15 protein-coding genes are annotated in these 12,528 nt (G+C 65.2%); 8 read left to right on the plus strand and 7 right to left on the minus strand.

Annotated features, from left to right (window positions below; genetic code table 11):
* Window positions 1–19: 19 nt before the first annotated feature.
* Both ACOGXA_RS17385 and ACOGXA_RS17390 read left to right on the plus strand, forming a co-directional pair.
* Window positions 20–688, plus strand: a complete 669-nt coding sequence (locus ACOGXA_RS17385) for a DUF222 domain-containing protein (protein ID WP_419925100.1) — start codon at window positions 20–22, stop codon at window positions 686–688.
* Window positions 669–1,058 (plus strand): HNH endonuclease, encoded by a 390-nt coding sequence (locus ACOGXA_RS17390; protein ID WP_419925101.1) that lies wholly within the window; start codon window positions 669–671, stop codon window positions 1,056–1,058. The genes ACOGXA_RS17385 and ACOGXA_RS17390 overlap by 20 nt, the downstream gene beginning before the upstream one ends.
* Window positions 1,059–1,143: 85 nt before the next feature.
* On the opposite strand, the gene ACOGXA_RS17395 is transcribed toward ACOGXA_RS17390, so the two are convergent.
* The 5 genes from ACOGXA_RS17395 to ACOGXA_RS17415 form a co-directional block, all read right to left on the minus strand.
* Window positions 1,144–1,851 (minus strand): SOS response-associated peptidase, encoded by a 708-nt coding sequence (locus ACOGXA_RS17395; protein WP_419925102.1) that lies wholly within the window; start codon window positions 1,849–1,851, stop codon window positions 1,144–1,146.
* A 220-nt stretch (window positions 1,852–2,071) separates the two neighbouring features.
* Complete coding sequence (locus ACOGXA_RS17400; protein ID WP_419925103.1) at window positions 2,072–2,767, minus strand: NYN domain-containing protein; 696 nt, start codon at window positions 2,765–2,767, stop codon at window positions 2,072–2,074.
* 44 nt (window positions 2,768–2,811) lie between these two features.
* The gene (locus ACOGXA_RS17405; protein ID WP_419925104.1) at window positions 2,812–3,219 is read right to left on the minus strand and encodes a PPOX class F420-dependent oxidoreductase; all 408 of its coding nucleotides are present in this window, start codon (window positions 3,217–3,219) and stop codon (window positions 2,812–2,814) included.
* A 22-nt stretch (window positions 3,220–3,241) separates the two neighbouring features.
* Window positions 3,242–3,898 carry a nitroreductase family protein gene (locus ACOGXA_RS17410; protein ID WP_419925105.1) on the minus strand — a complete coding sequence of 219 codons (657 nt, stop codon included), beginning with the start codon at window positions 3,896–3,898 and terminating at the stop codon, window positions 3,242–3,244.
* A gap of 17 nt (window positions 3,899–3,915) precedes the next feature.
* Window positions 3,916–5,256, minus strand: a complete 1,341-nt coding sequence (locus tag ACOGXA_RS17415) for a M1 family metallopeptidase (protein WP_419925106.1) — start codon at window positions 5,254–5,256, stop codon at window positions 3,916–3,918.
* Window positions 5,257–5,506: 250 nt separating this feature from the next.
* On the opposite strand from ACOGXA_RS17415, the gene ACOGXA_RS17420 reads away from it, so the two are divergent.
* On the plus strand, window positions 5,507–6,289 hold the full coding sequence (locus ACOGXA_RS17420) for a class II aldolase/adducin family protein (RefSeq protein ID WP_419925107.1): 783 nt from the start codon (window positions 5,507–5,509) through the stop codon (window positions 6,287–6,289).
* A 16-nt stretch (window positions 6,290–6,305) separates the two neighbouring features.
* Here ACOGXA_RS17420 and ACOGXA_RS17425 read toward each other — a convergent pair whose 3' ends face one another.
* Window positions 6,306–6,701, minus strand: coding sequence for a GntR family transcriptional regulator (locus tag ACOGXA_RS17425; protein ID WP_419925108.1), 396 nt, complete (start codon window positions 6,699–6,701; stop codon window positions 6,306–6,308).
* A gap of 129 nt (window positions 6,702–6,830) precedes the next feature.
* On the opposite strand from ACOGXA_RS17425, the gene ACOGXA_RS17430 reads away from it, so the two are divergent.
* The 3 genes from ACOGXA_RS17430 to ACOGXA_RS17440 all read left to right on the plus strand — a co-directional run bounded on the left by ACOGXA_RS17430 (window position 6,831) and on the right by ACOGXA_RS17440 (window position 9,557).
* Window positions 6,831–7,169, plus strand: a complete 339-nt coding sequence (locus ACOGXA_RS17430; RefSeq protein WP_419925109.1) for a P-II family nitrogen regulator — start codon at window positions 6,831–6,833, stop codon at window positions 7,167–7,169.
* 67 nt (window positions 7,170–7,236) lie between these two features.
* Window positions 7,237–8,424: an acyl-CoA dehydrogenase family protein gene (locus tag ACOGXA_RS17435; protein WP_419925110.1), complete on the plus strand. Its 1,188-nt coding sequence runs from the start codon at window positions 7,237–7,239 to the stop codon at window positions 8,422–8,424.
* Window positions 8,421–9,557: an acyl-CoA dehydrogenase family protein gene (locus ACOGXA_RS17440; RefSeq protein WP_419925111.1), complete on the plus strand. Its 1,137-nt coding sequence runs from the start codon at window positions 8,421–8,423 to the stop codon at window positions 9,555–9,557. The genes ACOGXA_RS17435 and ACOGXA_RS17440 overlap by 4 nt, the downstream gene beginning before the upstream one ends.
* Here the strand turns inward: ACOGXA_RS17440 and ACOGXA_RS17445 are convergent, their stop codons facing one another.
* Window positions 9,558–10,406, minus strand: a complete 849-nt coding sequence (locus ACOGXA_RS17445) for an enoyl-CoA hydratase/isomerase family protein (protein ID WP_419925112.1) — start codon at window positions 10,404–10,406, stop codon at window positions 9,558–9,560.
* Window positions 10,407–10,481: 75 nt separating this feature from the next.
* Here ACOGXA_RS17445 and ACOGXA_RS17450 point away from each other — a divergent pair, with 75 nt between their 5' ends.
* On the plus strand, window positions 10,482–11,873 hold the full coding sequence (locus ACOGXA_RS17450; RefSeq protein ID WP_419925113.1) for an MFS transporter: 1,392 nt from the start codon (window positions 10,482–10,484) through the stop codon (window positions 11,871–11,873).
* Window positions 11,874–11,877: 4 nt separating this feature from the next.
* Entirely contained in the window at window positions 11,878–12,177 is a 300-nt protein-coding gene (locus tag ACOGXA_RS17455; protein WP_419925114.1) for a hypothetical protein, read from the plus strand.
* Window positions 12,178–12,528: the final 351 nt, after the last annotated feature.

Raw genomic sequence — 12,528 nt, forward strand, 5'->3', positions numbered from 1 at the left:
AGGGGAGTTAGCCAAGGCGTTGGCTGAGAGGGCCCGTCGCACCACTTGCCGGGAAACGGCGGGGGTGTTGCGGGAGCGGGTGTTGGAATCGGCGGGGCGGGCCAGCGGGGATGTGAAGTTGGCGGTCTCGCTTTCGGAGAACTTTCCGGCGACGTTGGAGGCGCTGGCTGATGGGGAGATCAACTCTGGTCATGCTCGGGTGATCGACCGCCTGGCAGGGAAGCCCGACTACCGCACCGAAGAGGTCATCTTGAGGGATGCCAAGGCGGTGCCAGCCGATCTGCTTTCCCGCTACGCGTTGCGTCGAGAGAGGGCCGATGTGCGTGACCACACCAAGTACCAGCAGCAGCGCCTGGATCGCAGAGGATCCATCACCCAGGAGCCTGACGGGTCGTGGAAGCTGTTCGCCCACCTCGACTACATGGCGGGCAAGCGGGTCAGCATGGCCTGGGCCAGGATGGCTGAGGCGTTCCGCCGTGAGGAGAAGCCCGGCAGCGACATCACGTACTTGCAGCGGAATGCCGACGCGTTGGTGCAGTTGATCACTCGGGACGGTCCGCAGCGGACTGCGCCGGCATCGCTGTTGATCATCTCCGAGTACGACGCGGCCTCTGGCCAACTCGGCCAGCCCCATCTTGACGACGGGCAGCCTGTGCCCCCCCGAGGAGTTGGCCCGATTAGTCGCTGATGCCGATGTCTACACCGCTTTTGCTGATGCCGACGGCCAGCCGCTGTGGCTGGGCCGGTCCAAGCGGTCGGCATCTTTGGCCCAACGCATCATGCTTGCGGCCCGAGATGGCGGATGTATCGGCTGCAACTCCCCGCCAGAGCGGTGCGAGGCTCACCACATCCAGCATTGGACTGATGGCGGCCCCACCGATGTCGACAACCTTGCCCTGCTTTGTCCGGGCTGTCATCACCTTGTCCACGACTGCAATTGGCAGGTTTGCCGCGAACCATTGAGCCTGCATCGGATCAAGGCGCCCCCCGACCCCTTCCCCGAACATGGGACAACCACCTACCGACTCGTCCAGCACAGTCCCGTCCTCAGAAACTGACCTGCGCATCTCAGGCTTTGCCCTGACCCTCGGAATCCAGAAGGCCAGGCCAAGACGCAAACTTGGCGTTTGCTCAGCTTGCGTTTCACCCCAACGGCAATCGCGGTTCTGACACGCTGTCGGCCTCATTGCCCACTGGCTCAGCAACCTCGGGAATGTCGTTGGATGCGGAGTTGACGGAGGTCGAGACTTCGTAGGCTTTCATGGCGTCGGAGGGGTAAGGAGCAAGGAGTTCGGCTAGAGGGAAGCAATCATCGTAGGGAGCGTCCAGCCATAGGGCTTCCAACTCTTCGGGCAGGATGACCGGCATCCGGTGGTGGATCGGTTTGAGCAGGTTGTTGGCCTCGGTGGTGATTATGGCGCACGATTCAATACGGCTGCCTGCGGGGTCTCGCCATGCCGACCAGATTCCGGCAAAGGCAAAGGGTTCGCCGGTTCGCAAGACGACCCGCATGGGGCGCTTGGCGCCGCCCGTCTTCTGCCACTCGTAGAAGCCGTCGGCGGGGACCAGGCAGCGGCGATGCTTCAGAGCATCGCGGAACGATGGCTTCTCGGCCACCGTCTCCGCTCGTGCGTTGATCATGGCGCTGCCGATGGACGTGTCCTTGGCCCATGGTGGGATCAGGCCCCAGCGCATCAAACCTGTTTGGCGGATTTCGCCGCCCACGACGGTCAGAACCTGCTGGGTGGGGGCGATGTTGAATCTCTGCTGGGCGGCTTCTCCGTAGCCCTCGAACTCGAACCTTGTGGCCAGCTCTGCCGGGCTAGCAGTCAGGCTGTATCTTCCGCACATCTCATCCACATTATGAACCCGATGGATGCACAGGTGTGTCGGCTACCCCGAGCGGTCGGGGCCGGCGCGCTGAATGTGGAAACGGACGAGGCCGCGCTGGATGGCGAGGGATAGCCCGAACTCCGCTGGCTTCTGGCCGGTTTTTGCCTATACTGGGCACATAACCCCCTGATCGCTTCGTCGGTCAGGACCCGAGGCCCCTCCGTGTGAGGGGCCTCTGTTATTTCCACGCTGCCGGCCTGTTGAAGATGCGGCTGGATCCAGGCTCTTGGACTTCATCAGGCATCTGGCATTGGGCGACAAGCTCAGGCCGAATCGACTTGGCCCAAGAGGCCACTCGCTCCAGATCTCGGGAAATGGTTTTCATGGGGCTGAAGACGCCCACGTGATGACCGTCGCCGACTACGAGTTCAATCGCTGGCCTCAGGTCCGAGTCGTTTGTGACAACGATTGCCTGTTTGCAGTCGCCGCGGTAGAAATCGCGCAAGAGATGGGACGCGATTGCAACATCGGTGAACTTCTCATGTGGCAGTTCGACCATTGCTTTCCATGGCCGGGTCTGGTGCCCTGCAAAGTGTTCGTGAAAATCCCGCAACATCTCTTTGGGCGGTCTCGGGCGGAGTCGATCCTCCCACTTGCCGCGCGACGAAACAGCCCTCCAGTCGTCGGGCACTTTGAATTTGCCTTCGAACACCTCGACTCCAGAGGCACGAATCGCACGGATGAAGACTCGTTGGCGCCGTGGCGAGTCGGCATTCTCCGCGGCTTTCTCCGAGATTTGAGATGTGAAGTACTTGACCTTATCCACTGCTTCGAGGCGGGGAACCAAACGTGTGGCGAGCGCAGCAAAGTCAACCCACTTGGTAGCAGGATTGCCTCGAACCGCCGCATAGAAGTTGAGTCCGTCGAGGTACACGGTCCAGGTTGGGGAAGGGCCCATTATCGGCGGAGGGTCTGGCGCTACCCCGAGCGGTCGGGGCCGGCGCGGAGGATGTGGAACTTCACCAGGCAGCGCTGGTCGGCGACCATTGCCTGGCGGTACTCGTCCCAGTCGGGGTGCTCGCCTCGCAGGGTGCGGTAGTACTCAACAAGCGGCTCCAGCGCGGCCGGGCCGGAGATGATCTCAGCCTGGCACTCGATCTGCACCCATTCGCCGAAGAAATTCCGGGGGAACACGCACAGCCAGCTGCGGGGTTCGCGCCGCAAGTTCTTGGTCTTGTAGGCGGTCTCGCGGGTGCTCATCGCCACGGTGTCGCCCACCACCGCCAGGGTGACGGGCGACATCTGGGGGGTGCCATCCTTACGCATGGTGGCCAGCACCGCGTTGGCGTTCTCCCGGACGTAGTCCAAAGCCTTCATAGGATCCATGGGGGCATCCTACGGGGCCGCTCTACCAGCGGTTCCAGCGGGTGACCAGCTCGAGGGGCTCCCGGCGGGCGGGGCGGAAGTCGGTGCCGATGGTGTGGGCGAAGGGGATGAGGGCTAGCTGCATCACCTCGTCGTAGGGGATTCCCAGCAGATCGGCTGCCTCCTGCTCGTAACACAGGTGGATGGTGGTCCACACCGTGCCGATACCCCGCTCCCGGGCGGCCAGCATGAACGACCACGCCGCTTGGATCACCGAACCCACATGGGAGGCCACCGTCACCGGGGGATGGTCCCAAACCCGTCCCACCAAACACGGGATCAGCATGCCCGGCACTTCGTGGATGTGCTCGAACAGGTGGCCGGCTGAGGCGTGCATCTTCTCGTTGGTGGCCTCTAGCTGGGCGGGGTCGGGCGGCTGAAGCCGGGGGAGCTCGCCCAGGTAGTCGGCGGCCACCTCGCCGGCCCGGCGGTACAGGTCGGCCAAGGCGGCAATGAGGTCGGGTTCGGTGACCACCATGAACCGCCAGTTCTGCCGGTTCGACCCAGTGGGGGCCTGCACGGCGATCTCCAGGCATTCGGCGATCAACTCCGGTGCCACCGGTCGGGAGGTATCCAGCCGCCGACGCACCGCTCGGGTGGTGGTCAGCACCTCATCGGCGCTCAAGTTCAGATGGGTCATGCCCCTGTTCTAGTGGGTCACAAGGTTGGACCACTCACAATGCCGGGCATCTCTGGGTCGTACAGCCACGACTCGACGAGCGACACGGCTTCAGCGTCGGCGAGGTCGTAGACAATCCCGAGGAACAACTCAGTGTTGGTGGTGCCTCCGGCGGCCTGGTCGTAGTGGGTGCGCAGGATGTCGAAGAACACATCGTCGCCGGTGTGGGTGCGCAGAGCGTGCAAGGTCAGCGCGCCCCGGCGGTACACGGCGTTGGGGTCGAAGAGCTGTTGGACCGTTATGCCGCCCGGCGGTGAGGCCCCTGTCACCACGAGATCGCGGTACTCCCCGGACATGACCGACTCGATGTTCTGGCCGTGGAAGTCGGCCACAAACAGAAGCCCCAGATAGTGGGCGAAGCCCTCGTGCAGCCAGATCTGGCTCCAATCGTCGACGGTTGCCGAGTTGCCCATCCATTGATGAGCCGCTTCGTGGGCGATGATGTACGGGTCGATGCCGTATCGGTCGTGTATGGACAGCGTCTGGTTTTCCAAGGCGAACCCAAGGGGGAACGGCGTCACGATGGTGCCGTAGACGTCGAACGGATACGGCCCCAGGATCTCCTCGAAGAATGCTATGGCGTTGGGGGCGACTGCCAGATCGCGGAGAATCGAGGGATCGGAGTCGCGGGGAATGTAGTCGCGGATCAACAGGCCGCTGTCGGTCTGCTGCTCGTGGCGTTCGAAGTCGCCGACGTAAACCGCGGCCAGATACGTGGCCATCGGGTCGTCCATATGCCAAGTGGTCGTGGTTTGGCCATCGGCCGAAGTCTCATCAGCGAGCAGGCCGGTGGCGGCGGCCGTCACGCTGTCGGGGACGGTGATCTGGAACGTGAAGGTGGCCTTGTCGGTGGGGTGGTTGTTGTTGGGATACCACGTCATAGCGCCAGAGGGCTGGCTGACGGTGTAGACCATCCCGTCGGTTCTGTGCCACCCCACCGGGAAGAACGGCACACCGGGATCAGCAACGGGCTGGGGGATTCCCGAGTAGGCGACGGCGACGGTGAACTGCGCGCCCGATGAGATCGCCGCGGCCAGATGGACAGTCATCTCGCTTCCATCGCGGGAGAACTCAGCCTCAACCCCGTCGACGGCCACCGTCTCCACTTCCAGCCCGTGGAAATCAAGGTTGAACGTGTCCAGATCGCCGGTGGCCACCGCGGTCAAGGTGGTTACTGCGTCCAAGGCGTTGGCCGAAGGAGTTATGTCGAGATCGATGTCGTAGTGGAGGACGTCGTAGCCGCCGTTGCCCATCAGGGGATAGAAGCTGTCGCCCACCCCGGCCGAGGGTTCAACCGGTTCGGGTGGGGCCGTCGGCACCGGGGAGGCAGTGGGGATGGGAACAGGAATTGCCGGTGTCGGCGGAGGTGCGGGGGTGGCATCAGGCCTGGGGGCGGGGGCAGGAGTGGGGGAGCTTGAGGGCGTTGGAGCAGCAGGGGAGGCTGCGGGTGTCGGACTGAAGAGCGGCGCGGGACTATCGCTGCATCCGGCCGCCGGCGCCGCCAGCAAAGCGAGACAGGCAAACAGCCTTCCGGCGATCACTAGGTAAGCCTACGGGTATCATCGGCGAATGGGATTGCAGCTAGACCGCTATCCCGGCGTCGCCTACGACGCCGTTCCCGCTGAGATCTCCGACCTTGAAGAGCTGCGCCTGCTCCGCAAATGGGAGGCGGCCATCGGCTACCGGATCTTCGCCGCCATGGGTTGGGGGCAGATCGGCGACGGCCACATCACCGCCCGCGACCCGATCCTCACTGACCACTTCTGGGTGTTGGGCTACGGCATCCGGTTCGGCGACGCCACCATCGACAACCTCGCCCTGGTGGGCCCCGACGGCCAGGGCTCAGCCGGCCCCCTGGAGAATGGGGTGAACTTTGCGGCCTACCACATCCACTGGCCGATCCTGAACGCCCGTCCCGATCTGGCGTCGGCTGCCCACACCCATACCCCCTACGGCACATCGTGGTCGGCCAATGTGGCGCCGTTTCAGGCCATCAGCCAGGAATCGTGCGCTTTCGTGTTCGACCAATCTCTGTACGACGGTGAGAACCTCGAAGTGAACGACGTGGCCGGCGGCGAGGCCATCGCCCAGGCCATGGGCAGCAGCCGGGTGTGCATCCTGCGCAACCACGGCCTGCTCACCGGAGGGCGCTCGCCCGGAGAGGCGGTGGGCTGGTTCGTGGCCGCCGAGCGGGTGGCCGAGGTGCATGTGAAAGCCCCCGATGCCAAGCCGATCAGCGAGGAGGCCGCCAAAGAAGTCGAGGCCTCGCTGTTCTCGTCCGATAATGGCTGGCGGATGTTCCAGTGGCTGGCCCGCGACCTGGTACCCGACCCCTCGGTGGTGCTGGGGTGAAACATCCCGGCAAGGGTCAGCCGGTGTCTGGATCGGGGTCGGAGCGGGAGGCGAAGGCGGTTTCCAGGGCCAGCATCGCCGACGGCTGGTCGACCCCGAGTCGCTTGGCCTGGTCGGCGAATGCCTCGGCCGCGTCGGCCAACTGGCGCTCCACTACCGAGAACGCCACCGGGGGCTCGTCCACCACGAATGTGCCCGCCCGCCCTCGGCCTTCCACGATGCCGGCCCATTCCAGCTCCCGATAGGCCCGAGCCACCGTTCCCGGCGCCAGCCCCAACTCTGAGGCCAGCGCACGGATGGGCGGCAGCCGCTCCCGGGGTTCGAGCCGGCCCGATGACACCATCAGCTGGAGCTGGGCCCGAAGTTGCTCATAAGGCGGGACCCTGGCACTGCCGTCTATCCAGATACGCACGCTGATATTGTACTAATGTGCTGATGCATAAGGCACAGAATCGGGGAGAAACCGGGCCGAAAGCGAGTCGTTGCCTCTTTTGTATTGACCTGATAACGTCCCCACCGGCGACCAGAAAGGACGGCTCCCATGAAACTCATCACTGCGGTGGTAAAGCCCCATCAGGTTGAAGACATCAAAGAGGCGTTGGCCGAGGTTGGTGTGCAAGGCATGACCGTGAGCGAGGCTCAGGGCTTCGGTCGCCAGGGCGGCCACACCGAGACCTACCGGGGTACCGAGTACAAGGTGTCGTTCACGCCCAAGTCCCGCATCGAGGTCGTGGTGGATGATTCCTCGATGGCCGCGGCCACCGAGGCCATCGCCGGCGCCGCCCGCACGGGCAAGATCGGCGACGGCAAGATCTGGACGTCCTCGGTGGAGGGACTTACCCGCATCCGAACCGGCGAGCAGGGCGCCGACGCCCTTTAGCCTCCACCCAGATTCCACGCTGCGCACGGCGGCACGGCACCGCCTGCGTTGCTAGCGTCGCGGCTCGGTGTATCTCGACTACACAGACGAACAGCGGGTGCTCAGCACTGAGCTGAGGGCGTACTTCGCCCGCCTGATGACCGACGAGGCACGCGAAGCACTTCAAGGCGCCCATGAGACCAGCCCGGTTCGCCGGGAGATCTTCCGCCAACTGGGGCGCGACGGCATGCTGGGCATCGGCTGGCCCAAGGCCTATGGCGGCCAAGGACGATCAGCCATCGACCAGTTCATCTTCTTCGACGAGGCCCAGCGATCGGGCTGCCCCATGCCGTTCGTCACCCTCAACACCGTGGGGCCAACGCTGATGGCCCACGGCTCTGAAGAGCACAAGGCCGCATACCTGCCCGGCATTTTGACCGGAGACATCCTGTTCGCCATCGGCTACAGCGAGGCGGGCGCGGGCACTGATCTGGCCTCGCTTGCCACCCGGGCGGTGCGCGACGGCGATGAATGGGTGATCAACGGCCAGAAGATGTGGACCTCCGGCGCCAATGAGGCCGACTTCATCTGGCTGGCCTGCCGCACGAATCCCGATGCCCCCAACCACAAGGGCATCTCCATCATCATCGTGCCCACCGACACCGCCGGCTTCTCCTTCACCCCCATCGTGACGGTGGGCAACGCCACCACCACCGCCACCTACTACGACGAGGTTCGGGTGCCGGCTGCCAACTTGGTGGGAGCGGAGAACGAGGGGTGGAAGCTCATCACCAGCCAGCTCAACCACGAGCGGGTGGGGCTGGCTGCGGTGGGGGCGCTGTCGTTCCAGCTCTACGAGGAGGTGATGGCCTGGGCGGCCGAGACTCCGGCGGCCTGCGGAGGCGAGGCCGCAGTGCTTGGCCAGGCGTGGGTGCAGATGGACTTGGCCCGGTGCCACGCCAAGCTGGAGGCCATGAAGCTGCTGAACTGGCAGATGGCCGCAGCAGTGGCCGCCGACTCGCTGGCACCGGCCCGGGCGTCGGCGGTGAAGGTGTACGGCACCGAGGCGGTGAGCGACATCTATCACCTCCTGCTGGGGGTGCTGGGGGCAGGGGCCCACTTCCGGGAGGGGAGCCCGAGTGCGCTGTTGGCGGGACGGGTGGAGGCCGCGGCCCGCACTGCCCAGATCAACACGTTCGGGGGCGGCGTCAACGAGGTTCAGCGGGAGATCGTGGCCTGGACCGGGCTCCAAATGACCAGGGGCGGGCGGCGATGAACTTCGATTTCAGCGAGTCGCAGGAGGCGGTGGCCGCACTGGCCGCGCAGGTGTTCTCCGGTTCATCGGGGGGTGATCGGGTGGCCGAGGTGGAGCGCACCGCCGATCGATTCGACCAAGAGCTGTGGGCCGCGCTGGCCGGCACCGATCTTCTGGGAGTCAACATCGGCGCCGACCATGGCGGGCTTGGCCTCGGCATGATCGAGACCGCTTTGGTGCTGCGGGAGCAGGGACGCTGGGTAGCGCCGGTGCCGCTGTGGCCCACTTTGGTGCTGGGGGCCATGCCCATCGCCGAGTTCGGCTCTCCGACGCTGCGAGACCGATGGCTCGGCCCGGTTGCCTCCGGGCAGGCCGTGCTGACCGGGGCGTTCTCCGAGTGGGGGGCCGATGACCCATTCTCCCCATCGGTAACCGCACTCCGCTGCGATGACGGAACTTGGCTGTTGGACGGGTCCAAGCCCTCAGTTCCCGCTGCGGGGGTGGCCGACGCCGCAGTTGTGCCCGCCCGAGTTGCCGGCGATGGTGGCAGCCTGGCGGTGTTCGTGGTGGACCTCGATTCCGACGGGGTGGAGGTGGTGCTGAGCGAGACCACCAACCAGGAGCTCCACGGCGAGCTCGCGCTTCAGTCGGTTGTGGTCGGCGACGACGCGAGGTTGGACGGCGCCGACGGGCGGTCGATCGTTGAGTGGACCCTGGTTCGGGCCCAGGTGGCAGTGGCCGCGGTGGCGCTGGGCTGCTGTGAGGAGGCCACGGCCATGGCTGCGTCCTACACGTCGGAGCGCGAGCAGTTCGGGCGCCCCTTGTCCACCAACCAGGGGGTGGCCATGCGAGCGGCCGATTGCTACATCGACACCGAATGCATGAGGGCCACCTTGCTCCAGGCCGCCTGGCTCATCGACCAGGGGCGCTCCCGGGCCGAGATAGCCGACGCCGCTGCGGTGGCCAAATGGTGGTCGGCGGATGCCGGGCAGCGGGTGGTACACGCCACCCAACACCTGCACGGGGGGATGGGGGCCGACATCGACTACCCCGTGCACCGCTACTTCCTGTGGGTCAAGCAGTTGGAGAACACCTTCGGCGGCGGTAGCCGACAGTTGGCCGCCATCGGCCGCACGCTGGCCGAGGCCCGGTAGTTACCAGCCCTTCCAGTTGGGGTCGCGCCGCTCTTTGAAGGCGTCGACCCCCTCCATAGCATCTTCGCCGGCCATCAGGATCTCCTGGGCCCACGACTCCATCTCGAACATGGTCTGGCGGCTGGTCTCGAAGCTGCGGTTGACCAGCAGCTTGCTCATGGTCAGGCTCTTGGTGGGCTGGGCGGCCAGCCGTTCGGCCCAAGCTCGGGCAGTGGGGATCAGCTCGTCGGAAGGCACCACCCGGTTCACCAATCCCATGGCGGCGGCATCGGACGCGCTCACGTCGTCGCCGAAGAACATCAGCTCCTTGGCCTTTTGGGGGCCGATCAGCCGGGGCAGCAGGTACACGCCGCCGGCGTCGGGCACCAGGCCCCGGCGCACGAACACCTCGATGAACCGCACTCCTTCGGCGGCGATCACCAGATCGCAGGCCACCGCCATGTGTACTCCCATGCCCGCGGCGGTGCCGTTGACCGCGGCGATCACCGGCTTCTCGCAGTCCAAGATGGCTGCGACCAGCTTCTGAGCCCCGGTCTTGATGCCCCGAGCGCTATCCAAGATGGCTCGGGCTGGGGCCCCCTCAGGCCGCACCGGGTCGGGCCTGGACATGCGCAAATCGGCGCCGGTGCAGAATCCCTTGCCCACCGCAGTGAAGATCACCGCTCGAACGGCGAGGTCATCGCTGGCCCGGGCGAACTCGTCGGCCAAGAAGTTCCGCTGATCGGGGGTGATGGCGTTGTGGGCTTCGGGCCGGTTCAAGGTGAGGGTGAGCACCCCGCCGTCTTGGGCCACCAGGATGTCGCCGCCGAGGACCTCGGTGACGGTGCCTTCTGTGCTCTCGCTGCTCATGTTGCTGATACCTCGTCTAGCGTGGCCGATCATGCCCAGGAAATCATCGCCTTACTTCCTGTGGGCAAACGCTAGGTGACCGCAGCGGACGCCCCCCAACCAGTCACCGGACATCCGGCCATCGGGTTGACAGTACTGGTCATCGCGGCATCGCTAACCGGCATCGGCCTGTCGATCATGACGGTGGGCTACCCGGCACTCGGGGAGGCATTCCCCGGCGTCTCCGACCCGACCCTGTCGTGGGTCACCAACATATTTACGATTGTCGGGGCGGCCACCCTGGTACCCGCCGGTGTGCTGGCCGACAAGCTGGGGCGGCGGCGGATGCTGATCGTCGGCACGCTACTTTTCTTGGCCGGCTCGGTGATGGGCGGGCTGGCCCCCTCGGTGGGTGTGCTGATAGGAGCCCGGGCGGTGCTGGCACTGGGCGCCTCCGCTGTGAACACGGCCGCAGTGGCCCTGTTGCTGGCCACGATGCCCGCCAATCGGCTGCCGCTGGCCATCGGGATCTGGGCGGTGGCCGGCGGGACGTCGTCGGCCATCGGCCCGCCGGTGGGCGGATTGGCTATCGAGTGGCTGGGGTGGGAGTGGATGTTCTGGCTGAACGTCCCGTTCTGCCTCATCGTCCTAGTCGTGGTTCCGTTGGTTTACAGGGAGTCCCGCAGCGCCGACATTCGGGCGCTGCCCGACCCCCTTGGCGGGCTGATGGTGGCCGCGGCTACCGCGCTGGTCACCTTGGGGATCGTGCAGAGCGATCCGTGGGGCTGGGCTGACTTGAAGGTGGGGGGCAGCATCGCAGGGGGTCTGGCTGTTTTCGGGCTGTTCGTGCAGCGGTCGTGGCATCATCCGAACCCGCTGGTGGAGCTGCGGCTGTTTCGCTTTCCCAATGTGCGCCGGAGCAACCTGTCCATGCTGATCTTCGCGTCGTCGTGGTTCGCCATGTTCTTCGGATTCACCGTGATCATCATCCGGTCTTGGGGGTGGACTCCCATAGAGGGCGGGTTCGCGGTGGCGCCGCTGGCTCTGTTCGCCGGGGTGGTCGGAGTGCTCATCGGCCGGATCGCCCACCGCACCGGCCATCGCATGTTCATCCTCCCTGGTACCGCCATCTATGTCGGCGGCACCATCATGCTGTGGGTGGTGTTGGGCGATGAACCCAACGCCGCGGTGTTCGTGACCGGCATGACCATTATCGGGGTGGCCACCGGCATGGTCTTCCCGTCCTTGATGGCCGCATCGGTCACCGATGTGCCTGCCGACAAGCATTCTTTGGCCACTGGCATCAACTTCACCGCTCAGCGGGTGGCGACCACCATCGGTGTGGCCCTCGGGCTCACCTTCGCCACCACCGCCGCCTCGGCATCGGAGGCCATCGACCTGCTTATGGGCATGGTGGTCATAACGGCCGCCCTGTCTCTGCCCTTCTCCCTGCGGATCGACACCCGCCCTCGACAGGCGCAAAGCTGAGCCCATGTTCATCGCCGTTGCCGACACGATCACCCTCGAAGATGCCAATAATTTCCGGGAGTTCCACGTGGCAATCGACGGCGACGTAGCCGCCGCGGTGGCCGCTTTCCGAGACCGGTCCGCAGCCTCAGAACGAGCCAACCACCTGTGGATCGACATCGCCTTCGTGCGGGATCTGGCCGGCGACGCCGCCGACGCCGAGTGGCAGGCCCAATTCGAAGGAATGCTGGCCTACGCCAACTCCAAAGGCTGGATCGACGAGCCCGCCAACCGAGTAGAAGCCCACATCCAACCCCCGGGTTGATCTTTTCCTTCTACTTGAGTCTCAGTTTGAAGTGTCGCTCCTATCCGTAGGCTGTTGTCAGGCCCGGAGGTCCACCACTTTTGACGTCTAGACGTCTACGGTTGGTCTGTGGTCGTTGCTTCCCCCTCAAGCCGGAACCGTCTTAGGCCTGGACAAGTGCGTGACGCCGTGAGTGATGCCTTGGCCGGCGCTAGCGGTCCCATGAGCGTGAAGGAAATCCATGCCGCAGTTGAAGCTCGACTTGGAACGACGGTCGCAGAGTCATCCGTTCGCAGCTACCTCAACCTCAATACTGGGCCAGCCAAGCAGTTCAGGAGAGTCCAACGTGGCGTCTACCAACTCGGCTGAAGC

The sequence above is a fragment of the Candidatus Poriferisocius sp. genome (assembly GCF_965208475.1).
GTDB lineage: Bacteria > Actinomycetota > Acidimicrobiia > Acidimicrobiales > Bin134 > Poriferisocius.